At 60.6% G+C, this 23,956-nt stretch carries 17 protein-coding genes; 5 read left to right on the forward strand and 12 right to left on the reverse strand.

Going from position 1 to position 23,956, the window contains the following annotated elements; all coding sequences use genetic code 11:
• Positions 1-19: 19 nt before the first annotated feature.
• A complete protein-coding gene (locus MAIT1_RS08050) occupies positions 20-1,003 on the reverse strand; it encodes an IS3 family transposase (protein WP_085441294.1) in 984 nt (327 codons plus the stop codon).
• An 11-nt stretch (positions 1,004-1,014) separates the two neighbouring features.
• Positions 1,015-1,317, reverse strand: coding sequence for a transposase (locus tag MAIT1_RS08055; RefSeq protein ID WP_085440078.1), 303 nt, complete (start codon positions 1,315-1,317; stop codon positions 1,015-1,017).
• Here MAIT1_RS08055 and MAIT1_RS08060 point away from each other — a divergent pair.
• The 4 genes from MAIT1_RS08060 (at position 1,258) to MAIT1_RS08075 (ending at position 7,332) form a co-directional block, all read left to right on the forward strand.
• Entirely contained in the window at positions 1,258-2,106 is an 849-nt protein-coding gene (locus MAIT1_RS08060) for a diguanylate cyclase domain-containing protein (RefSeq protein ID WP_275531626.1), read from the forward strand. The two genes, MAIT1_RS08055 and MAIT1_RS08060, sit on opposite strands and share 60 nt — an antisense overlap.
• Positions 2,107-2,326: 220 nt before the next feature.
• On the forward strand, positions 2,327-3,070 hold the full coding sequence (locus MAIT1_RS08065) for a response regulator (RefSeq protein ID WP_085441769.1): 744 nt from the start codon (positions 2,327-2,329) through the stop codon (positions 3,068-3,070).
• A gap of 36 nt (positions 3,071-3,106) precedes the next feature.
• Positions 3,107-3,565, forward strand: a complete 459-nt coding sequence (gene dtd / locus MAIT1_RS08070; protein WP_085441770.1) for a D-aminoacyl-tRNA deacylase — start codon at positions 3,107-3,109, stop codon at positions 3,563-3,565.
• Positions 3,566-3,603: 38 nt separating this feature from the next.
• On the forward strand, positions 3,604-7,332 hold the full coding sequence (locus MAIT1_RS08075) for a hydantoinase B/oxoprolinase family protein (RefSeq protein ID WP_085441771.1): 3,729 nt from the start codon (positions 3,604-3,606) through the stop codon (positions 7,330-7,332).
• A 121-nt stretch (positions 7,333-7,453) separates the two neighbouring features.
• On the opposite strand, the gene MAIT1_RS08080 is transcribed toward MAIT1_RS08075, so the two are convergent.
• Together MAIT1_RS08080 and MAIT1_RS08085 are read right to left on the reverse strand one after the other, a co-directional pair.
• Positions 7,454-7,831, reverse strand: coding sequence for a bactofilin family protein (locus MAIT1_RS08080; protein ID WP_241893433.1), 378 nt, complete (start codon positions 7,829-7,831; stop codon positions 7,454-7,456).
• Positions 7,832-7,863: 32 nt separating this feature from the next.
• Complete coding sequence (locus tag MAIT1_RS08085) at positions 7,864-8,727, reverse strand: M23 family metallopeptidase (protein WP_158089388.1); 864 nt, start codon at positions 8,725-8,727, stop codon at positions 7,864-7,866.
• A 315-nt stretch (positions 8,728-9,042) separates the two neighbouring features.
• On the opposite strand from MAIT1_RS08085, the gene MAIT1_RS08090 reads away from it, so the two are divergent.
• A complete protein-coding gene (locus MAIT1_RS08090) occupies positions 9,043-9,462 on the forward strand; it encodes a secondary thiamine-phosphate synthase enzyme YjbQ (protein ID WP_085441774.1) in 420 nt (139 codons plus the stop codon).
• A gap of 21 nt (positions 9,463-9,483) precedes the next feature.
• On the opposite strand, the gene cheB is transcribed toward MAIT1_RS08090, so the two are convergent.
• From cheB to MAIT1_RS08130, 8 genes are all read right to left on the reverse strand, one after another.
• On the reverse strand, positions 9,484-10,551 hold the full coding sequence (gene cheB / locus MAIT1_RS08095) for a chemotaxis-specific protein-glutamate methyltransferase CheB (RefSeq protein WP_085441775.1): 1,068 nt from the start codon (positions 10,549-10,551) through the stop codon (positions 9,484-9,486).
• Entirely contained in the window at positions 10,548-13,361 is a 2,814-nt protein-coding gene (locus tag MAIT1_RS08100) for a hybrid sensor histidine kinase/response regulator (RefSeq protein ID WP_158089389.1), read from the reverse strand. Before MAIT1_RS08100 ends, cheB begins: the two co-directional genes overlap by 4 nt.
• Before the next feature lie 28 nt (positions 13,362-13,389).
• Positions 13,390-14,832: a methyl-accepting chemotaxis protein gene (locus MAIT1_RS08105; RefSeq protein WP_198947825.1), complete on the reverse strand. Its 1,443-nt coding sequence runs from the start codon at positions 14,830-14,832 to the stop codon at positions 13,390-13,392.
• 90 nt (positions 14,833-14,922) lie between these two features.
• Positions 14,923-16,002 (reverse strand): chemotaxis protein CheW, encoded by a 1,080-nt coding sequence (locus tag MAIT1_RS08110; RefSeq protein WP_085441778.1) that lies wholly within the window; start codon positions 16,000-16,002, stop codon positions 14,923-14,925.
• A gap of 63 nt (positions 16,003-16,065) precedes the next feature.
• Complete coding sequence (locus MAIT1_RS08115; RefSeq protein WP_085441779.1) at positions 16,066-17,571, reverse strand: CheR family methyltransferase; 1,506 nt, start codon at positions 17,569-17,571, stop codon at positions 16,066-16,068.
• 3 nt (positions 17,572-17,574) lie between these two features.
• Complete coding sequence (locus tag MAIT1_RS08120; RefSeq protein ID WP_085441780.1) at positions 17,575-19,326, reverse strand: chemotaxis protein CheB; 1,752 nt, start codon at positions 19,324-19,326, stop codon at positions 17,575-17,577.
• Between the two features lie 129 nt (positions 19,327-19,455).
• Positions 19,456-22,626, reverse strand: coding sequence for an efflux RND transporter permease subunit (locus tag MAIT1_RS08125; RefSeq protein WP_085441781.1), 3,171 nt, complete (start codon positions 22,624-22,626; stop codon positions 19,456-19,458).
• Entirely contained in the window at positions 22,623-23,819 is a 1,197-nt protein-coding gene (locus tag MAIT1_RS08130; RefSeq protein ID WP_085441782.1) for an efflux RND transporter periplasmic adaptor subunit, read from the reverse strand. The genes MAIT1_RS08125 and MAIT1_RS08130 overlap by 4 nt, the downstream gene beginning before the upstream one ends.
• Positions 23,820-23,956: the final 137 nt, after the last annotated feature.

Raw genomic sequence — 23,956 nt, forward strand, 5'->3', positions numbered from 1 at the left:
GTCTAAACCAAAATATCAGTTAGCTGTTCGCCTTTTCAGCCATTTTTTGGGATGGCTGAAAAGACTGCTTTTGGTGCGTCGTCCGACGCCGTTCTCTGGCCGCCTCAAGCTTTTGATCTCGTTCGGCCAGGATCTGCACATGCCGCCCTTCCAGGCGATCCTGTGGGGTGACGTAGTCGATGGCGCTATGGAGCCGCCGGGTGTTGTAATGCTCGACGTACTTTCCCACAACCCGCTGGGCATCTTCCAGCGATAATGGCGTCTGAGGCCGAATGCACTCACGCTTCAAACTACCGTGAAAACGCTCCAGCTTTCCGTTGCTCTGCGGATAGTAAGGCGAAGTCCTCACATGCGTCATGCCGGATTCCCGGATGAACGCCTTAAAATCGTTGGCAACGAACTGCGGCCCATTGTCTGAGATCAGCCGCGGCTTAGCTTCCGGATAGGCCTCCTGAGCTCGGAGCAGGACCACTTCAACCTCATCTTCCTTCATCGACTCACGAATCTCCCAGTGGAGGATAAACCTGCTACATCCATCCAGGACACTGCACAGATAGTAGAACGTCCCCTGGATATTCAGATAGGAGATGTCCACATGCCAGTGTTTATGCGGCTCCGAAGGCTGTTTGAACCCTGTGCCCTTCTGCGAGGGCGGTGGGCTCCAACGACGCATCAGCCCGGCAGTTCTGAGCACACGCAGCACTGAAGAGGGGCTGACCGCCACCACGCCTGCATCCAGCATCATGTAGGTCAGGCGCCGATAGCCCTCTGACGGATGTTCATGGAAAAAGGCGACAATCGCTTCCCTTTCCCAATCGTCCAGCCAAAAATCTCGGGGAATACGGCCATTGTGGTCGTTAACCATTCCATAGCGCTTGCGCCATGAATAGAACTTGCCCCTTTGCACGCCTATCCAGTTGATAATTCGGCTCGTGTCGATTTCGCTCTTGTCTGACCAAAACGCCACGAAATCCACCACCGAATCCCGTATGTCCGGCTCCACCCAGCAGCCGTTCAGCTCACCCCAAGACTTTTTTTTAGCGCAACATGCGCCTCAAGAAGCTCGGACATAACTTCATTTTTGGTTGCCAACTTCGCTTCTAGTTCGGCAATCTGTCGGTCACAAGCCTTTTGGCCGCGTTTGTCAGACAAGGCCGCTTCGCCGTTCTCAAACAAAGCCTTTTGCCAGCGATAGTACTGGCTGGGCTGAATGCCCGCCTCGTCACACAGATCCGAGAGAACCACCTTCTCGACCAGGTGACGGCGCACATAGCCTACCTTCTGCTCAGCCGTAAATCTCCGCTTCTTCCGTTCCATACAAACCTCCGCTTATTATCTACACATTATAAACGGCTTGTTTGTCATTTTCCAACTGAACCGAAACACGGGCGGCAAAACCGCGCATTCTATATCCAGTTCTGGAAGGAGATCCTCTCCAAAGGGCGCTGGCAGGGGGAAATTTGGAATCGCCGAAAGTGTGGCGAGGTGTTCCCCGAGTGGCTCTCTGTCTCCACAGTGACGGATAATCAGGGTCGCATCACCCATTATGTGGGGCTGTTCTCGGATATCACCTCCCGCAAAATGGCCGAAGATCGCCTCAAGCACCAGGCGCATCACGATCCCCTCACCGGCTTGCCAAACCGACTGCTGTTTGAAGACCGCTTGCACCAAGCCATCGCATCGGCGCAGCGTTATGGCAGCGAAATCGCGCTGCTCTACATCGATCTGGATAAGTTCAAGCCGGTCAACGACACCTATGGCCACGAAGCGGGGGATATGGCTCTGCGCACAGTCTCCAAGCGCTTGACCAGTCTGCTGCGCGCCAGTGACACCGCCGCGCGTATTGGCGGCGATGAGTTCGTCGCCCTGTTGCCGGAGTTGCATGACACTGAATCAGTCAAGCATGTGGCGCGCAAGATTCTGCAGTCCCTCGCCGAACCAGTGGATCTGGGGGTGGCGCAGGCCAAGATGGGCGCCAGCATCGGCATCTCATTTTTCCCCCGTCATGGAGAGAATTATGAGTCCCTGATGAGCGCGGCAGACACCGCCATGTATGCGGTTAAACAGTCTGGGCGCAATGATTACTGCATCGCCAGCGACCCCTAAGCAACTGATATTAATGTGAAATCATTGCAGTTAGATCTGTTGTGGTCGGTTCAAGCGCAGGAGCGTGATAGAATTTTTTTCCGTTATGTAGTGTATTGTAACGTGTTTTATTTGCATCTGTTTCTTTTAGCGGTCATAATCCAAAAAAATTGGGGAGATGCCCATATAAGCAGCGCTCTGATGCGTGTTTCATTCCGTCAACATTGTAGTTAATTGCCCTATGAGCATTGAAGGACATGTTCTTGTCGTTGATGACGACCCTGATATTCTGAGACTGGCGGGCGACTATCTGGAGCAGCGGGGATTCCGCGTCACCGGCGTCGCCAAAGGTCAGTCCATGAAGGACGTTCTCGACAAAAGCCAAGTCGACATCGTGGTGCTGGATCTGATGCTCCCCGACGAAGATGGATTGGTGCTGTGCCGCAATTTGCGCGCCCGCTCCAACCTGCCCATTGTCATCCTCAGCTCCAAAGGCGAGCAGATGGATCGCATCATCGGTCTGGAGATGGGCGCTGATGACTATCTGGCCAAGCCGTTCCACCCTCGGGAACTGTTGGCTCGCATCAAGAGCGTCCTGCGCCGTGCGCGCACGCTGCCGGAAACCATTCTGGATAACCCGGAGCAGCACTCCTATCACTTCTCCGGTTGGCGCCTTGATGGACCGACGCGCCAACTGTTCGCCCCCAGTGGTCGCGCCATCGTGCTGACCGGCGGCGAACATGCGCTGCTGCGCGTCTTCCTGCACCATCCCAACCGGGTGCTGTCGCGGGATCAGATCCTGGATCTGACCTATGGCAAAATGCAGGAGTCGTTTGGCCGCACCATCGATATGCAGGTGAGCCGTTTGCGTAAACGGCTGCAGGACGACGCCAAAAATCCATCTTTGATCAAGACCGTGCGCAATGCAGGCTATGTCTTCTGCTCCCGTGTGGAGATGGATGTAAGCGGGCTGAAGAGTCTGTAACCTCGCGGCTGCAATCCCCATGATCTCTCAAACGACATGAAAGCCGTGGTGCAGCGGGTTAGTCGCGCCGATGTACGGGTGGACGATGAGGTCGTCGGCCAGATTGGGCGCGGCCTGCTGGTGCTGCTCGCCGTGGAGCGCGGTGACGGCGATGCGCAGCGCCATTTGATGGCGCGCAAAGTAGCGCGACTGCGGATCTTTCCCGATGAAAACGGCAAGATGAATCTGTCGGTCAAGGAGATTGGCGGCGAGATTCTGGTCATCTCTCAATTCACCCTGGCGGCGGATATGAAAAAGGGCTACCGCCCGTCGTTTGGCGGGGCCGAAGAGCCGCAACGCGCCAATGAGCAGTATGAGATCTTTTGCCAGGAGTTGATCGATATCGAAGGCGTGCCGGTCGCCCGTGGCCGTTTTGCCGCAGATATGCAGGTCAGCCTTATCAATGATGGACCGGTGACCATTCCGCTCAGTTTTCCTCCGAACAACGCAGCATAACGCCATGACCGCGCAGTTTTGCGCATCGGATTGTTCTTTTGAGCTTCAACGCACCTGCAAATAGTCACACTCTACCGGCAAAGTGGCGCTTTGCCGTGGATCGTGGCGGCACCTTCACCGACCTGACCGCGCAAGCCCCGGACGGGACGCGACACGCGCTCAAACTCCTCTCCGATTCCAACCAATACGACAACGCCGCCATTGAAGCGATCCGGCGCATTTTGGACCTTCCGCCCGGCGTCACTTTGCCCGCTGAGCGCATCGCCTCCATTCGCCTTGGCTCCACCGTGGCCACCAATGCGTTATTGGAGCGCAAAGGCGCGCCGGTGGGATTGCTGATCACCCGGGGCTTTCGTGACCTGCTGGAGATTGGCGATCAGCGTCGCCCCGAGCTGTTTGCGCTGGATATCCGCAAACCGGAGAATCTCTATTGCGCCGTGGCTGAGGCCAACGAGCGCATGGGGCCCGATGGCGCCATCGAACAGGCGCTGGATCCTGCGCAGATCCGCGCGGCGTTAACACAATTGAAACACGACGGCGCGCGCGCTGTGGCTATCGCCTTTCTGCACGCCTGGGATAATCCCACCCACGAGCAGGAGGCGGCGCGCATTGCGCAGGAGTTTGATTTCGATCAGATCTCCCTGTCGTCGGAGACGCTGCGGGTCATCTCTCTCACTGGCCGCGGCCAAACCACGCTGGTGGACGCCTATTTGAGTCCGGTATTGCGCGACTATATCGACACCGTGCGCCGCTGGACCGGCGATATTCCAGTCCATTTTATGAGCAGCGCCGGCGCGCTGTTGCCGCCTGCCGGGTTTACCGGTAAGGACGCCATTCTCTCCGGCCCTGCGGGCGGCGTACTGGCGGTGGCGCACCTGCGCGCGCAACTGGGCGATGAGCAGGCCATCGGCTTGGATATGGGCGGCACCTCCACCGATGTGTGCCGCGTGGGGCCTGCTGGATTGGAGCGCACCTTGAGCGCCGAGACGGCGGGGATTCGCTATCAAGCGCCCATGCTGCGCATCGAGACGGTGGCGGCGGGCGGAGGCTCCATCATTGACTTCGATGGCGGCAAACTCACCGTAGGGCCGGAGTCCGCAGGCTCCTCACCGGGTCCGGCCTGTTACGGTTGGGGCGGACCGCTGGCCATTACCGACGCCAATGTGTTGCTGGGTCGGGTACGGCCACAGCGCTTTCCGCACCTGTTCGGCGCACATCATAACGGTCCGCTGGACACCGCCGCCAGCGCCGCCGGTTTCGCCGCTCTGGCGGCCCGCGTTGAGGCGGCGACCGGCGCGCGTCATACGCCGCAAAGCCTGGCCCTGGGCGCGCTGCGTGTGGCCAATGAGACCATGTGCCAGCCCATCCGCGCCCTGTCGGTGGCGCAGGGGTATGATCTGCGACGCCATACTCTGGTCTGTTTTGGCGGCGCCGGTGCGCAGCACGCTTGCGGCGTTGCGCGTCTGCTGAATATTCCCACCGTGCGCATCCACCCGTTGGCGGGGGTGATGTCCGCCTATGGCATCGCCATGACGCCGCATCGGCGCCACGCCACCCGCAGTCTGATTCTGCCGATTACGACGAAATCGGTCCAACGAGCGCAGATGACTGTGGATCAGATGCTGGAGCAGTTACGCGCCGATCTGCTTGCGGATCTACGCCATGCCGAGCCTGTTGAACCCGATCGGATTGTAAGCGCCGCCAAGGCGGGGATCCGCGCCCGCGGCGCCGACCAGCCGTTATGGGTGGCGTTCAGCGCCCAGGAGAGCGTATTGCGACAGCGCTTTGTCGAGGCGCATATGGCCCTCTATGGCTTCCATCCTGGCGAAGAGCTGGAGTTCAGCGCGCTGGAGGCGGAAGTCACCTGGCGCAACGATGCCGTAACGGAAAGCCGCGTTGCGACGGATGGTGGAGACGGCGCCCAGGCGCGCACTTCACAGTCTGTTGAACCGCTGGAGCGGGCGCCGGTCTGGTTTGATGGCGCTGATGCGCCGCTGGAGACGCCGATCTACGCTCGTGATGCGCTGCCGCTCTCCTCGCCGATCCTGGGGCCTGCGCTCATCAGCGAACCTAACTCCGTGATTGTGGTGGAGCCGGATTTCTCCGCCACACGCGATGCGCAAGGGGTGGTGACGCTACACCGTGTGGATGATTCAGGGGCGAATCGTGAGGATTTCGACCCCACGGATCCCATTACCGTCGCACTGTTCAATCACCGGTTTATGGGCATTGCGGAACGCATGGGCAACACCTTGGCGGGAGCGGCGCACTCCATCAATATGCGCGAGCGTCATGACTTCTCGTGCGCCATCTTCGACGCCCATGGCGCGCTCATCGCCAATGCGCCCCATGTGCCGGTGCATCTGGGGGCCATGGGCGCCACAGTGCGGCATCTAATCTCCACCAAAAGCGCGTCTCTGCGCGCTGGAGACGTCTACGCCAGCAACGATCCCCGTTGTGGCGGTTCGCACCTGCCAGACATTACCGTTATGACGCCGATCTTCCCTGAAGGCGCTCAGGATGCGCGTGATCTCAAACCGCATCTCTTTGTCGCCACCCGCGGTCATCACGCGGACATTGGCGGAACCACCCCCGGCTCCATGCCGCCGTTTGCCCAAACTCTGGCGGAGGAGGGGGTGGTGCTCAGTAATATGCTCATTGTGCGTGGCGGCGTGTTCCGACACGAGGCAGTGCTCAACGCCTTGGCCAGTGGACCCTATCCGGCGCGCAACCCGCAGGAGAGGCTGTCGGACCTGCGCAGTCAAATCGCCGCCAACGCCACCGGCGTGGTGGAGTTGAATGAGCTGTGCCGTGAGTATGGCGTCGATAGAATTCACGCCTGTATGGACGCCATGCGCCATAACGCCATGCGGGCCATGGCGCAGGCGCTGGAACAGGTGCTGGGCGATCGGGAATCATGGGTGGGCGAGCGGCAGGACGCCATGGACGATGGCGCCATCATCCAGGCCCGGATTGAGATTGCGCGACGGTTTGATGGATTGCCCCGTGCGATGGTGGATCTGCGTGGCTGTGGTCCGACACACAGTGGCAATCTCAACGCGCCCATGGCGGTCACCCAAGCGGCGATACTCTACGCCTTCCGCTGTTTGATCGACCACCCCATCCCGCTTAATGATGGCTGTCTGGCGCTGTTGGATATTGCTGTGGACGCAGACTCCCTGGTCAATCCTGCGCCGCAAGCGGCGGTCTCCGGCGGCAATGTGGAAACTTCCCAGCGAATTGTGGATGTTCTGCTGGGGGCGCTGGGCGTGGCGGCGGCCAGTCAGGGCACCATGAACAATCTGTTGCTGGGCGACCCGGATGGCGAGACGGGTCAATACTACGAGACCATTGCCGGCGGCTCGGGCGCCACAGCACAAGCGAACGGCGCCAGCGGCGTGCAGGTGCATATGACCAACACCCGCATTACCGATCCGGAGATTCTGGAGCGGCGCTTTGCGCAATTGCGTTTGACGGCGTTTCGACTGCGTACGGGCAGCGGCGGCGCCGGGGCGCAACGGGGTGGGGAGGGGGTAGAGCGGGAACTGCGCTTTCTGGCCCCCATGCAGGTCACCGTGGTCAGCGAACGGCGTGAGCGGGCGCCATTTGGTTTACACGGCGGCGACGCGGGCGCTTGTGGCGAGAACACGCGCATCAAGGCCAATGGACAAGAGGAGACTCTGCCCGGGCGCTTTGTGCTGCGTTTTGAAGCAGGAGAGTCATTGCGCATTCGGACGCCAGGCGGAGGCGGCTACGGAGCCGATTAGACCCCTCAAGACTTGGCGTCATTGCCTATCAGAGGCAATAAAAAACGCGCAGCAGCCCGCTATGAGTTGAAAACTCATGAGCAGGGCCGCCGCGCGTTTGAATCCGCAGCGATGAACCGATTTACGCGGTTTGCGGTTTCGGCTCAGGCAGGTGCGAAGGGGTCGACAACGGCGCCACATTGCTCTTGGCGTCCTTGGCGGCGTTTTTCGGCGCATCCACCACATTGGATGGTTTCGCCGTGGCGGCAACGGTTTCGGCGCCCTTGAGACGGCTTTTGCCTTCAAACAGGCTGCCGCGCTCAATCACCAGAACCTTGGAGTAGATCTCCCCAGAGACCTGCCCGGAGGAGAGAATTTCAATCTCCTCGCAGTTGGCTACGCCGTGGAATCGACCCGTGACAATGAGCTTCTGGGCGTTGATTTCACCCTCCACTACGCCCGGTTTGCCAATGGTGATGAGGCTATCGGACTCAATGGAGCCCTTAAACTCGCCATCCACATGGAGCTTGCATTGAATGGCGATTTCGCCGGTTATTTTTGTGCCAGCTGCAATGATGGTTGTGCTGGATTTGTCAATCTGCGGTTGAGGATCTTTACCAAAGAGCGCCATTTTACCTGTTTCTCCTTGAACACTTCCTCGTAATTGTCCCACGTCCACGCCATAAACTTGTTGGGGTTCAGGCGGTTGCGGATAAAGCGCACCTCATAGTGCAGGTGCGGACCACTGCTGCGTCCGCTGTTTCCAGAGCGGGCGATAACATCACCGCGAGTCACGAAGTCGCCCTTCTTGACCAGCGTTTTACTCAAATGCGCATAGGCGGTGCGGAAGCCAAAATCGTGGCGCAGAATCACTAGAACGCCATAGCCGCTGTGGTCGCGACCGGAAAACTCCACCACGCCATCGGCGGTGGCGGCCACCGCCGTGCCGGTTTTGGCGCGCAGATCAATGCCGCCATGGAAATCATTCGGCTCGTCGCTAATGGGGCCGCTGTTCTTTGAGCGAATCGGCTCCACCCTGCGCCCATACGGGCTGGTAACGCCCTTGAACGGCACCGGGTTGCCGTTGGGAATGCTGGCCAGTAGATGGCGCTTGACCAACGCGTTGCGATAGCCGTCAAACGGCGTCACCGCCACCACAGGCTCCGGCTTGGGCTGCTCCAGCAAGCCATATTTCTCTTCGTAGGCGTGAATGCGGTCCTGCTTGTCCTGATTCGCCAGTGAGAGCGCCTGATTGGCCTGGTACAGATCGTCTTTATTGGCCACAACCTCTTCCAGTTGCATCGCAATCTGCTCGCGATCCTCCTGGAAATACCATATTCCGGCCAACGCGATGAGCAGGCAACTCACCAGCCCGCCCAAAGCGCTCAACACAACGCGCACCTGTCGCTTGGTCATGCTAAAGGAGCGTGACCCGCGAAACGTGGTGATGGTTATGGTGAAGCTATTCTGCATAGGTGTCCGTGACCATTGGCGTTGATATTTGGCCGTCGCACAACGACCGGATCGGCTCTAAACTGTGATTCAAGCATACAGCTTACGCTGGAGCCGGTATTGTAAACGCCGTCCCTGGTGAATTCCCAATCGCCGCTCTGTCCGTAGAGTGGGCTCTAGACCCAATAGAAATGCACCGTTTATTATGATCATCTCATATATAATGTCAATTCAAATGCCCTGAACCTACTCAATGGATCGGCATAAACGGGGGGAAACATGAAACATTTTCGACAAGAGCTATGGTTTGAAATTCCCGGGCGTCGCGGGTTTGTCAATATTACCTCGCAACTCCAGCACTGCGTCGACCAGAGCGGAATTCAAAACGGCCTGCTGCTGTGTAACGCCATGCACATCACCGCATCGGTATTCATCAACGATGATGAGTCAGGTCTGCTACATGACTACGAAGAGTGGTTGGAGCGCTTGGCGCCGCATGCGCCGATTTCTCAGTATCGCCACAATCAAACCGGCGAGGATAACGGCGATGCGCATCTCAAGCGACAGGTGATGGGACGTGAGGCAGTGGTGGCCATCACCGATGGCCACCTGGATTTTGGACCGTGGGAACAGGTGTTTTACGGCGAGTTCGACGGCGGACGCCGCAAGCGCGCGCTGGTGAAAATTATCGGCGAATGAGGCGACGCTGGCGGCGGGCGCTCAACTGGGCGTGGTGACGCAGCGGATCAACTCCGAGGCGATATTATCCACCGACAAGGAGTACTGCACGGCGCCCAACTCAACGGCTTTCTGCGGCATGCCGTAGACAACGCAACTGGCTTGGTCCTGAGCGATGGTCAGCGCTTGCTGGTCGTGCAGCGATTTCATGCCATCGGCGCCGTCGCGGCCCATGCCGGTGAGCAGAACGCCCACCGAGGTGGGACCGTAGAACTCCGCCACAGAGTGGAACAGCTCGTCCACTGACGGCACGTGGCTTTCACGCTCATGTCCGGCCTTCATGCTCATTCTGCCCATGGCGTTGATCACCATGTGACGCTTCTCTTGCGGGAAGTAGATATGCCCGGCGCGGGGGCTTTCCCCCTCCTGCGCGATGCTCAAGCGCAGCGCCGTGTGCTGCTGCAACCACTTGATCATCTCCATCAGAAAGCCTTCGCTCATATGCTGCACACACAGGATTGGCGCTGAAAAGTCCGCTGGAAGGTTGGAAAATATGGTCATCAGCGCTTGTGGCCCGCCAGTGGAAGCGCCAATGGCCACCAAGCGTTTTTTTCGTTGCGTCTCCGGCCGAGTGGCAAGCCGCGGAGCCTCATAGTCGCCAGGGACCGGGCAATAGGCGCCTTGCGGCGCATGACGTCGAATCGGCACGACCCCGGACAGCACGCGAATCTTCTGGCTCAGGGAGTAGGCCAAGGAGGCGCCCTGCGAACCCTCCAACCCGCCACGGGGCTTGGGGAACACATCGATGGCGCCCGCTTCGATCAACTGAAAGATGTTGCTGTCATCACCGCTGTTCTGCACGGAGATGCTCACCACCAGAATCGGCAGCGGGAAGTTGCGCATAATCTGGCGGGTCAACTCCAAGCCATCCATATGCGGCATGTGCAGATCAGTGCACACCACGTCGGGTTTCAGCTTGGGGATAATGCGTAACGCCTCCACCCCGTGGCGCGCCGTGCCCACCACCTCGATATCCGGCGAAGGCGCCAGAATCTTTTGCAGGACAGCCAAAGCGATGGGAGAATCATCCACCAATACGACACGTATCACGCCAGCCTCCTGAGCGTATCCAGAAAGCTCTTTTGATCGAATGTCGGCTTGGTCAGATAGGCGTCCGCGCCCACCTCCATACCGCGCTGCATATCCTCTGGCGACGCCAAGGCGGTGACCAGAATCACCGGCAAGCTCTTCCAGCCTTCGTTCTGGCGAATTTTCTCCGTCAACCCGAGGCCGTCCAGATTGGGCATCTGCACGTCAGAGATCACCGCGTCGACGGTTTGGGTGGCGAGTTTGACCAGCGCATCCATGCCATCCACGGCGGTGGTGACCTGATATCCGGCGCTTTCCAGAATACGCTTCTCTTGCGTGCGCGTGGTGATGGAGTCCTCCACCAGCAACACCATTTTGGTCTGCGCCACGTCGCGCGCGATCACTGTGGCGCTGGCGTCAGACCGCTCGGTGGCGCGATACCCCCCTTGCCAAAATTGCAGCATCAAATCAGCCGGGTTGAGCACCGAACACACTTCGCCTGAGCCAAGAATGGTCGCGCCTGAGACGTTGGGAATCCTCTGAAATACAGGGCTATGGGGCTTCATCACCACTTCCAGCTGATCCTCGACTTCATCCACCAAAATCCCCAATTGGCCGCCATCAGGGCTTTTGAGCACCAAACACGTGGGACGGCTGGCGCCGCTCTCATCACTGTAGGCGGCGGTGGGTTTGACGAGATTCAATAGCGCGCCCAAGCGCACAACGGGAATAGGCGATCCATGAATTTCGATGGCGTCGCGTCCCTCCAGAGGGAACGCGTCTCGCATGTTCACGCGCTTGAGCAGACGGATGAAATCCACCGGAATGGCGAAACGTTGCGTGAACTCCCGCACGATGAACACTGGCGTGGCGGCCAGGGTAATGGGCAGCTTGATAGTAAAAATCGTGCCCACGCCAGAGTCCGGCGCCTGTACCTGAACCGAGCCTTTGAGTCGATCCACATGGCTGCGCACCGCATCTAACCCCACACCACGACCGGAGACGTCAGTGACCATGTTCGTGGTGGAGAAGCCAGACAGGAAAATCAGGTTGCGCACCTGTTCATCGGGCAGGTTCTCAATATCCTGTTCGCTCACCGCGCCGCGTTTGACGGCGCTGCGGCGGATGGCGTCCAAATCCAGTCCGCGCCCGTCATCCTCCACCTCGATCACCACATGGGTGGCGGTGCGTTGGGCGCGAATGACGATGCGTCCTGCGTCCGGTTTGCCATTGGCGACACGCTGATCCGGCTTCTCAAGACCGTGGTGGATGGCGTTGCGGATAATGTGCGTAAGGGGCGCTTTCATCTCTTCGATGACGCGCTTGTCAGCGCTGGTTTCGCCGCCGATGATGGTCAGTTCCGCACGCTTGCCCAATTGACGGGAGAGATTACGCACCATACGGGGAAACAGACTGAGCAGCGCGTTGAGCGGCAACATGCGCAAATTGCGGATGCCCTCTTCCAGATCCCGCGAAACCATATCCAGATTGGTCTCATCTTCGTAGCCATCATGCCGCAACGATTGCAGTTGCGCGCCCAACTGCATGAAGGGATCGCCGCTATCCCATGCGGCCACGCCTTGGGACGGCCCGCCATGACGGGCCACGGCGTCCCACAGCGCCAGCGCGTCTTCAATCTGACTCAAACGCCGTTTCAAGCGGGTTTTGACAACTGTGAGTTCACTGGCTTGGTTGAGCAGATGATCCAGCTTGCGCGCCTCCACCCGCAATGTATCGATCTGCTTGCCATCGCCGAGCATCACCTCCACTTGGGGTGCGGACGCCTTTTCCGGTGCTACGGCGGGCTCAGTTGAAGACGGGGAGTCGGCCGGCGCAGTCGCTGCAATCGGGGGCGCAGTGGGCGCATCGTCAGTCGCAGCGGTTGGGGACGGCGTCGTGGCGGCGAGCGGAGATTGCGCGGGCGCAGCCGGGGCGCTCTGCCCCTCCAGACGCGATAACGCCAGCGCCACCGTCACCCCGGCGGGTTCGCCGGTGATGGCGGCGCGCGCCATGCGGCGGATGTCGTCCAGCACCGCGACCATGCGGTCAATGCGTTCTGAGTCAATGGCGGTTTGCGAGCGGGAAGCTTCGCCCAGCCAATCTTCAAACCGATGCGCTACGCGCTCAACGCTGACCACGCCCAGCATGCGCGCCGAGCCTTTCAGGCTATGCGCTTCGCGGAACAGCTCTTTGAGCAACTCTTGATCGTTTGGCGTCTTCTCCAAAGTGAGAAGCCCATCGTCGAGCTTACGGAGATGTTCGTCACATTCGGCGCTGAACAGCTCGCGCAACTCCAGATCATCGATTCGTGGAATATCCTCGGACTCAACGACAACCGAGGCCGCGCTTTGCGAGGATGGGGTAGGCGCTGGAGGCGCAGAGAACGTCGCCGATGGAGTTGCTGATGGCGCAGCGGCAGGCGCGCTCGGCGCAGCGGCAGGCGCGCTCGGCGCAGCGGCAGGCTCATCCATGCGCGCCAACGCCTCCTCCACGGTGACGCCAGGATCCTCACCAGTGATCGCTTCACGCACCAGCAGGCGGATATCGCCCAGCCCCTGAATCATGCAATCGATCAATTCAGCGCTGATGACGCGCTCTTCGCGTGACGCGGCGCCCAGATAATCCTCAAAGCGGTGCGCGGTCTTCTCCACGCTGACCACGCCCAACATGCGCGCAGAGCCCTTGAGACTGTGCGCTTCACGGAACAGCTCTTTGAGCAGCTCCAGATCATCCGGCTGCTTCTCCAGGCGCAAGAGTCCCTCATCCAGCTTGGCCAGATGTTCTGCGCTCTCTGCGCTGAAGAGCTCGCGCAGCTCCAGATCGTCAATCATTCCGCCCATCTCCGCACCGGCGCCCCGCTCACATCATTGCGCTCAGGTCCTGGGCGGCGCCGTTGAGCGTCTGCACCCCATTTTTGACCTGCGAAATGCCAGAAGAGGACTCCTTGGAGCCGGTATTGATCAACTTCATCGCCTCGACCACCTGTTTGATGGCCACGGCTTGTTGACGCACATTCATGCTGATCTGCTGCGAGCTCTCGGAAGCGCCGCTCACAGCGTCGGCCAAACCATTGAAGGTATCCGAAGTGTTCTGCGCCAAGCGCATCCCCTCGTTGACGGTTTTGGTGCCCTCTTCGGTCACCATCACCGTGGTGTTGGTGGCTTTCTGAATCTCTTGCACCAACATGTTGATGCGTTCGGCCGAGCGCTTGCTCTCTTCGGCCAATTTACGGATCTCCACCGACAGCACCGAGAAGCCTTTACCATGTTCGCCCGCGCGCACCGCCTCAACCGCAGCGTTCATGGCCAGCATCTTGGTTTCATTGGCGAAATCTGTCACAGTGCTGGTGATGTCGCTGATCTGGCTGGTCTGCTCGGAGAGGCTGAGGATTTGACGCGCGATATCCTCCACCTTCTGCTTGGTGCTCTGCATGCCATCGAGCATCTCCCCCACACGCAAGGAGCCTTCGTTGGCCATATCCAGAGCGCGTTGATTGTTGATGGCCGCCGACTCCGCCTGCTCGGAGGATTGCCGCGCCGAGGCGCCGAGCTCCTCCATGGTGGTGTTGGTCTCGTTCACCGACGAGGTCTGCTGGGCGGCGATGCGCTCCTGTTGGGAGATGGTGGCGGCGATCTCGGTGGAGGATGAGGTCAACGCGCTCACCGCAGTGGTCAGACGCGTGGTGATGCCGCGCAGGAACAGCCAGGAGATCAATACGATGCCCACCACCAGGGCGATATTGATCACCAGCGCCAGATTGCGCGTGTTGGTGGACTCCTGATAGAAAGTCTGCGCTTTGTTCATGGCGAAATCGCTGAACTTGTCCAACGCAACCAGAACATTTTTGCGATGGTTGAACTCGGCGCCGCTGGAGAGCTCCATGCGCACTGTCTTATGTTCGCCTGATTTGAGCTTGCGCAGAATCTCCTCACGCATGGGGCGCCACTGCTCCAGCAGCGCGATGGCGGCGCGCACATCCTCTTTCTTACCCAGGAAGCGCTCGTTGATCTTGATGAAATCCGCTGACATCTGCCGATCCAACGCGTCGATCTCTTGAACGTGGGCGTCAATGCGGGTGATGTCATCCTCCATCTCCGCCATTTGCAGAATGCTGGCGATGTGATGAATGTTGCGTTCAATGCGCAGCACAGCGGTATTGACTGTAAAAGGGTGCTCATACAGTTTGATGGCGCTCTGCGAGAGGCTCCAGGAGGCGGCGACGGTATAGATGCCCAGTCCGAGCAGGAGCAGCTGAATCAGACCGATGCCATTGCGCAGACGCATGGTGACTTTTTGTTTCATCGTTCTCATACCCTCAATCGTTCGCCAGTCGCGACGCTCGCGCCAGCAGCTCGTCTCTCAATCGTCAGTACACGCAAATCGCGCGCTACTCTACTCTGCGCTCACTGCCAGCGCATCGCTGCTCAAGGTCTTTTCCAACGCCAGCACGCTGACCATTTTGCCCTCGTGGCTGACGACTCCGCGCAGATGTTCGCTTTGCAGGGTCCCGGAATTGATCGACTGCAACAAGGCGTCGTCGTCCCATTGCGCCACATCCAGCGCTTCATTGACTAAAAAGCCCACACGGGTCTGTTCATGCTGGGCCACCAGTACCGTCTCCATGCCACTCTCATCATCGGGTTTGCCAGAGGCGCTGATGCCCAGAATCTCCCCCAGATCCAACACGGTGAGAATCTCGCCGCGCAGATTCATATCGCCAATGATATGGCTGGGGCAGCTGGGAATAGGCGTGATATCACGGCGCTGGGCAAAGCCGGAAACCTGGCGCAGATCCACCGCCAGCAATTCGTCATGCAAGCGCACAATCGCCAGGGAGGAGCCGCGACGCGTCGTTTCGTCGATGACGTTGCGCATCAGCTGCATGGCGCGTTGGCGCAGGATGGCGCGCTCTTCTGCAGTGGCCTCGGGCAGGAAGCGGCGACGCTCCTGCAGCGGCTCGGGCTCCTCATCCAAACTCCACTGCTCAGGATCCTCTGGTACCGGCGCCGAGCCGGCGGGCGAGGAGAGCAGCAGACGGTTGGGATTGAGCGTCACCACCATCTCATCATCGATGCGCGCCACCCCTTGCAGGAAGGGCGGACGCTTGCGCGGATCGGTATCGCCAAACGCGGGCGGCGCGTCGATCTCATCCACACGCAGATTGCGCACCTCCAACACTTCGCTGACGATTACGCCCAGATAGCTATCCAGGTGCGCAAACGAGACCACGCAGTCCGACAGGGTATAGGTGGCGCTGACCCGGTTCATGCGCAGATTCAGGTCCAACACCGGGGTCACCTGTCCCCGCAGATTGATCACGCCGACGATAAATGGCGGCGCCTCTTCAATGGGCGTGATCTCAGGCAGGCGCACAATCTCACGCACCAACGGCGCTTCAATGGCGTAGCGCTTATCCAGAATGCGAAAAATCAGATAGGGTTTGGCGTGGGCGGATGCGCCGGCATCGATCATGTGCGGTGTGCTCCCATCACGTCATCTCCAAGCAGTGAAGCGGACGATTCCCAGCCTCAATGTTCATTGTGCTCCGTCCGCCAACTGTGCGCGCAAGTGTTGCGCCAACTCCTCTACGCGCCAGTCGTCATAAAACTCCAGGCGACTCTCGGGGGCCATCTGCGCCAAAGACTCCAAGGCGATTTCGCGCATGTGCCGCGCGCGATGCGCATCGCCCTGACGGGCCATGATGTCGGCTAGACACAGACAGGATGGCGCATGCTTGGGAGAAAGGTAAAGCGCTTTATTCAACAGGGATTTGGCCAACCCCTCTTCGCCTTGCTCCAGCGCGATATGGGCCAGCAGGTAATGCGGCTCCGGAGACAACGGCGCGGTTTTGATAACCTGTTGGCACAGGGATTCGGATTCGCTCTGGCGACCTTGGTTGGCGTTATGCCACGCCAACAGCATCAGAGCAGGTGTATGCTCGGGGTGGGAAGCAACCAGTTTGACGGCCAATGAAGCGGCTTTCTCGCTCTCTCCCTTGTGGCGCAATTGGATGATCTGATTCCACTGTTCAGAAAGGTTTACGCGACTGCTGACGGCGCGGTTGGCGGGCGACGTTGGCGCAACGGGCGGCGGCGGCGATCTGCGCGCGCTGCGCGCAGGTGCGACACTCTGAGTCTGGCGCGGCGCTGGCGCGCGGGGCGTAACGCTGTACTCGGCGCTGGCGTGCAAAGTCCGCGCAGGGGCTTTCTCCACACGCTGGTAGATAATGGACTCCGGGTGCGAGCGCGACGCGAGCTCTGCGCTGGGGCGGCCATGAATCTCTGCGTGGCCGCTCATGAAGTAGCCGCCGCGACACAAGGATTCCGTCAGCTTCTCGACCACGCCAGCGATGGTCGGCGCATCGAAATAGATAAACACGTTGCGACAGATGATGAGATCGAAGTCGTACAGGTTCTGGGTGACGTTGGGGTAGCGATCTTCAATCAGATTGAGATGCGCAAACGTGGCCAAGCCATGGATCTGAGGGTCAATGCGCCAGACCTGATCAGGCAAAGGGGTAAAGAACTGTTTGCGTAACTCAGGATCGACCTTGCGGAACGACCACTCGCCGTAAAGTCCGGCCCGGGCCTTGTCAAGGGCGGATTCATTCAGATCCGTGCCCACCAGATGAATCGACCAGCTGCGCCAATCCGGCAAGATCAGAGTCAACAGCATAGCCAGCGTGTAGGGCTCTTCGCCGGTGGAGCAACCAGCGCTCCAGATGCGCAGACGTTTCTCCGCCTCGCGTTTGCGGATCAGCTCCGGCAGGATCTTGTGACGCAGCAGGCTCATCTGCCCGGCGTCGCGGAAAAAGTAGCTTTCGCCGGTGGTCAATAGCAGGCTGAGGGCCTTCCACTCAGCTTTGGAGGCGTCGGATTGACCCAGCAGCAGTTGCAGGTAAATTTCGCCAATATCGATGCGGCGAATGCGCATACGATCGACAATGATTTTCTGAAAACGCGCCAGATCGTCCTCTGGAATCACCAGCCCGGTTTTTTGGCGCACGGCGCGCGTAAAGTCGGTAATCAGGTCACCTTGCATGGATCACGTCTCCCCTCGGGAGGGATCCGGTCGGGTCTCCAACTGCGCGCGTAAACTAGAGAGTTCAGTTTCCAATTGCGCGATGCGTTCGCTGAGTTGAACATTCTCTGTCTTGAGCGTCAGCTGTTCATCGATCAACGTACTGTGGTGTGCGGTGGCTTTGTCATACACCACGAAGAGTTGATTGAGGATCCGCGCGCGCGAGGCGTTGATGCGGTAAGGCTTGCCGCCGATGGTGAGCGCCAACTCACAAGAGGAGGGGGGCGCATGAACCACCGAGTCAATCTGTTCAAGCAGCGCGCGCTCCTCCCAGGGTTTGGTCACATAGGCGTCGGCGCCGCTGGCCAGCCCTTCGATCACCTCCTCCGGGCTGCTCAACGCCGTCACCAGAATCACCGGGATTTCGCGATGCGCCGCATCGCCTTTGATCTTTCGACACAGCTCAAAGCCGGACATACGCGGCATGGAGACATCGGAGATGACCAGATCCGGCGGCTGTTTGCACAGCATCTCCCACCCCTCCTGGCCATCGCGCGCCACCTGCACCGGATACCCTTGATCCTGCAGAAAACGCTTCATTTTGAACGCTTGGGTGGCGCTATCTTCCACCACCAGAATCGCCTGATCCCGACTTGGGGTGGGAGCTGTTGACGCAGTGTCGTGGGCGTTCTGGGCGCTCTTTTCCGCATGTCCGGTCAACACGCACAACGCCTGAGCGATCTGCGACAACTCGAGAATATGCGAGACCGCATTGGCTTCCCAAGCCCGTCGCGGCGCTTCGAAGCAGGGTGAGGTGGCGCCGTTGGGGATGATGGTGACGCCCCCCGCCGAGGCGATGGCCTGCATGCCGCGCGCGCCATCGACGCCTTGACCACACAGCAGCACGCCAATGGCGGCGGCGCCGTGACGCTGGGCGGCGGACTCCATGGTGATATCCATGGCGGGCCTGCGTCCATGCAGCGGCGGGGCGTCAATCGCCACCAAGCGTCCCTGGTTGTCCAGCACCAGATGGTGATCCGGCGGCGGCAGGTAGATGGAGCCAGGCAGCGGGGCTTCAACCAATCCGGTGCGATGCACGGCCAACTGGGTGTGCTGGGTCAACCAATCCACCAATGCGTCTTGAAACTGCGCATCAAGATGACAGCAGCAGACGATGGGAGCGGGGAAATCCACCGGCAGTTGCGCCACCAGTCGCTGCAACTCCGGCATGCCGCCGGCGCCCACGCCGATGGCCACCAGATTCACCGCTAACGCCTCGGTGGGCATGTGGGTCAGGTCCACATCCATGGTGGTGGTCAGGCTCTGCTGACGTTGGGCGGGCAGACGTCCCAGTTGACGCAGATGCTCGGCAAAGGCGCGTGACAGGGGGTCATCCTCCTGCGCGCGCCAGTTGAGCGGAGAGGAGAAGACATCGGTGACGCCCGCTTCAAACAGCGGCAGGAGATTGGCGTCCTCCGGCGCAGTCTCCACAAACCGCACCGCCAACACCGGGCACTCGCACTCACTGCGCAGCGCGGCCATAAAGGTGAGCGACTCCATGGCCGGGGCGTGAAGATTCAGACACACCACATGGGGAGTGACCGCGCGAATCGCTTCAATGGGATCGCTCTGCCCCTGCGGCATGGCGCATAGGCGGATATCCTCGGCGTGGGCCAGATGACGGCGGAAGATGGTCAGACCCACCGCCGAACTCTCCACCACAAAAACGCGCAGGGTCTCCAGACCCTCATTCCATACTGCGGAGTGCGCCGTCATACGATCCCTGAGTCAAAACGTGGGCGAATGGGGCGCGACAAACTCATAAGTCGGCCCATAGCGGTGAATTTGCAGGAGATAGAGCAACCTTTTGAATCTAATTCACCTGAGATGAAATTGCCAACGCTTTCAAACAGCCTCCCGCTTTGCCGCGCCGGTCAAAGAGATGCGCGAGAGCAAACTGCGCAGATTTTCAATCATCACGTAGAGCGCGGGGACCACCAGCAGCACGATAAAAGTGGCGAACATCACGCCAAACCCCAGGCTGATGGCCATGGGGATCAGAAAACGCGCCTGAATCGACGTCTCCAGGATCATCGGCGCCAGACCGAAGAAGGTGGTCAGCGAAGTGAGCAGGATCGGGCGGAAGCGGGTCATGCCTGCGCGCAACACCGCCTGTTGCGCGGTGAGACCATTGTGTCGGAGACGGTTGGCGGCGTGGATCAGCACCAGGGAGTCGTTGACCACCACCCCGGACAGGGCGATGACGCCAAACAGGCTGACCACGCTCATGTCGATGCCCATGATCACGTGGCCCCAGATGGCGCCGACGAAACCCAACGGGATCACCGACATGATGATCAGCGGCTGGATATAGCTGCGGAACGGCGCCGCCAACAGCGCGTACATCACGAACAGCGCAAACATGTAGTTGGGGCCCAAATTCTCGAAGGTGTCGCCGGACTCCCGCCGCGAGCCGACAAATTCGTACTTCACCCCCGGGTGGTCGGCAAGAATCTGCGGCAACACGCTCTGCTCCACCGCTTCGAGCACCGGACGTGGGGAGCGCGCGCCCGCGGCCAGTTCGGCGCGCACATTGATCACCCGCGCGCCATCCTCGCGGCGGATATTGGTGGAGCCGCGCCCCTCCACTCGATCGGCCACTACACTGAGTGGGGCGAATCCGCCGTCGGGGGTGCGGATCTTCATGGCGTCCAGATCGTAGAGGGATTCCCGCTCGGCCTCGTCCAGGCGCGTCATCACTTTGAGCTCCAGCCGTCCGCGCTGGGTGCGCAGCGCCTCGGCGCCATAGAACGACGCGCGCAGTTGATTGGCCAGTTCACGGTTGGTCAGGCCCAGGGATTGGCCCACCGCATTGACCACGAAGTCATATTGCGGCTTACCTGCGTCGTGGGCGTTCTCGACGTTCATCAGTTGGTCGAACTGTCCCAACGCCTTGGTCAATACGGAAGCGGCGTCAATCAGGGTGGGCAGGTCGCGGCCGCTCAACTGCACATCCACATCCGAGCCCGCGCCCGGACCGGCGGTATGGTGGAAATTGAGCGAGGTGACCCCGGCGGGGACGCCGCTGAGTTTGCGCCACACGCGGGAGAACTCGCTGGCGCGCACGCCGCCATCGCTGGGCGCCAGCAGCGTCACCTCCACGCTGGCCAGATGCGAACCGGAGCCGGAGGTGGGGCCAAAACGGCCGCCGCCGGAGGCTTGTCCCACCTTGGCGAACATGTTGCGGATGATCTGTTGCCCGCCCAACTGCTCGGCGGCCTGACGCGCGGTCTGCTCCATGCGATCCTTGATGCGCACGGTCTCGCTCACGTCGGCGCCAAACGGCATGCGAATGGCCACGGTGACGTCGTCATCCTCGATTTTGGGGAAGAAGTGAAACGCCAACTTGCCGCTGGTGACCAGACTGGCGCTGATCAGCAGCATCGCCACAGAGAAAGCGATGGCGCTCCAGCGGTGCCGGATGCAGAACAGCAACGCGGTGCGATAGGGGCCGTGGATGAAGCGCTTGAGGCGACGGTTGACCACATAGGAGAGGCGCGCAGCGCCGGTGGGCTCCTTGGCCGGGCGATGCGAGTGGCCCAGATGGGCGGGCAGCACGGTGAAGGATTCCAATAGCGAGAACACCAGCACCAGCACCACAATGGCGGGTATCAGCGAAAACAGCTTGCCCATCACCCCGGGGACGAAAAACAGCGGCATAAAGGCGACGATAGTGGTGACGATGGAGAAACCCACCGGCACGGCGATCTCCTGCGCGCCGCGAATGGCGGATTTGAGCGGCGCATCGCCCCGCTGCATGTGGGCGTAGATATTCTCGCCTACCACGATGGCGTCATCCACCACCAGACCCAGGGTGACGATGAAGGCGAACAGGGTCACCATATTGATGGAGAGATCCGCCGTGGGCATGAGCATGAACGCGCCCAGGAACGAAAATGGAATCCCCAACGCCACCCAGAACGCCAACATCGGGCTGAGGAACAGCGCCAGCACGATGACCACCAGAATCAGGCCCAGGCGCGCGTTGCGGTTGAGCAGGTCGATGCGGTCGCGGAACTTCTCCGAATCATCCTTCCACGTCGCCACCTCCACGCTGGGCGGCAGGCTGGCGCGAAACGTATCGGCATAGGCGCGGGTGACGTCGCTCACCCCCAGCGGGGTCTCGTCGCCGACCCGGTAGACGGTCACCATCACCGCGCGCTTACCGTTGTAGTAGAAGGCTTTATGGTCGTTGGCGTAGTCATCGCGAATGGTCGCCACGTCGCGCAGACGCACAATATGTCCGCCCGGGGCGTTATGAATGATCAGATCGCCCAGCTCGGCGCCGGTCTCGGCGCGATTGGACATGCGCACCAGAATCGACCCGGCATGGGTCTCGATCTGCCCGGCGGGCAGCTCCAGGGAGGCGTTGCGCAGGCGCGTGGCCACATCGTTCAGGGTCAATCCCAGCGCCTCCAGGCGGGCGCGGGAGAACTCCACATGAATCTCCAGATCGCTCACCCCGGAGACCTCCGCCTGGGTGACGCCGTCCAGGGCCAACAGTCCGTCACGGGCGCGTTCGGCCAGGGCGTGCAGCGAAGCGGTGGGCTGATCGCCGGAGATGATGAGCGAGATCACCTGGCGCCGGTTGGAGACCCGCGCCACGGTGGGTTTTTCCGCCTCATCGGGGAAGGTGGTGATGCGGTCCACGGCGTTCTTGACGTCCACCGCCACCTGGTCGGGATCGGCGTCGCGCAGGGTCTCGATGAGCACGCTGCCGGAGCCTTCGGAGGCGGTGGCGGTGACGCGCTTGACCCCATCCAGAGCACGGGTCTGCTCCTCAATGGCCAGCAGCACCGCCTGCTCCACCTCAGCGGGCGAGGCGCCGGGGTAGGGGACCGAAACCTGGATGTACTCCAGCTCGAATTCGGGGAACACCTCCTGCTTGGCCTGAAACAGCCCCATCAGGCCGCCCACGCACACCACCACCATGATCAGATTGGCCACCACCGGGTTGTTGGCCATCCAGGCGATCATGCCATGGGGCGCCGGGGTGACGGGATCCAGGGCGCTCATGCGGCGTCCCCGGCGCGTTTGTGTCTCTGCTGTTCAGGGGCCGATGGCGCCGCCTCATCGCCTTGCACCCGCGCTTTGACTCCACGCAGCGGCGCCGCCAGCGGTGAGACCACCACCTGCGCGCCGGACGCCAATCCTTCGCGCACATAGAGGGTCTTGGCGTCGCCCCACAGCGGCGTGACGTCGCGATAATCCAGTTTGTTATCCGCATCCACCAGCCACACGCGGTTGCCCTCATGCAGCGCCGCGCGAGGAATGGCGATGACGCCGTTCTGGGTGAGGCCGTGCAGGCGCACGCTCACCACCGCCCCCAAAGGCAGTCGTCTCGGGGTCTCGCTCTGGGGGATGATCGCCAGCAGTTCAGCCTGCTGCGAGGCGGCGTTGAGGGCGCCGTCGATGCCCTCCAACCAGCCTTCGGCCTGAATATCGCCCACAGTGACTGTGACGGCGGAGCCATGGGGCGAATCGGCGTCCGGCGGCGGAATCTGCAACCAGCGCAACTGCGTCAGCGGCGCGGCGATGCGCACGCGCACCTGATTGGCCTGCATCAGTTTGGCCGCCTGGGAACCGGCGCCCAGGCGTTGGCCCAACGCCACATCGCTCTCCAGCACAAGGGCGTCGAAGGGGGCGGTCAGGCGCATGCGTTTGAGATTGAGCCGCGCCAGATCCACCGCCGCCTGGGCGCTCTTGACCTGCTGTTTGGCGATGCCCAGATTGGGGACCCGTCGCGCCAACTCCGCCGCCTTTTTGTCCGCTTTGCGGCTCTTCACCAGATTCCAGTCGCGCTCGGCGCGCTCCTGTTTTCCGGCTTCAATGGCGAGGTTGTACTCCGCCTCCTGCAGCGCCGCCAGCTTCTGTTGCAGGGTGATGCGCTGTTCGGCGGCGTCCAGCGCCAGCAGCAGCTCGCCGCGCTTGATCAATCCCCCCGGACGCAACTGGTCGGAGAGCTGGCTGATCACCCCGGCCAACTCTGGCGCGATCACCGCCGTGCGCGCCGCCTCCACCACGCCGGTGGCGTCGATCACCACCGGATAACTCCCCGCCTGCAGCGCCATCACCCGCACATTGGCCACGCGCTCATGGGGTTTGCCTTTGGGCGGCGTGGCCCGCGAAGCGTTGAGCCAACCGGCGCCAGCGACGCCGAGGGCGAGAATGATCAGGGGGATCACCCCTTTTTTGAAAAATGCGGTCATGGGGAAACGCTCATGGCAGGTCGGTAAAAGGTGTGACGGAAAGGCGTTGGGTCAGAATTTTTTGCGAGGATCCCACAGGCGCATTCCATTGTCCAATGTGTAACGTATAGGATGGGTTTCTCTGTTGATGGTTCACG

The organism is Magnetofaba australis IT-1 (assembly GCF_002109495.1).
In the GTDB taxonomy this organism is placed as follows: domain Bacteria; phylum Pseudomonadota; class Magnetococcia; order Magnetococcales; family Magnetococcaceae; genus Magnetofaba; species Magnetofaba australis.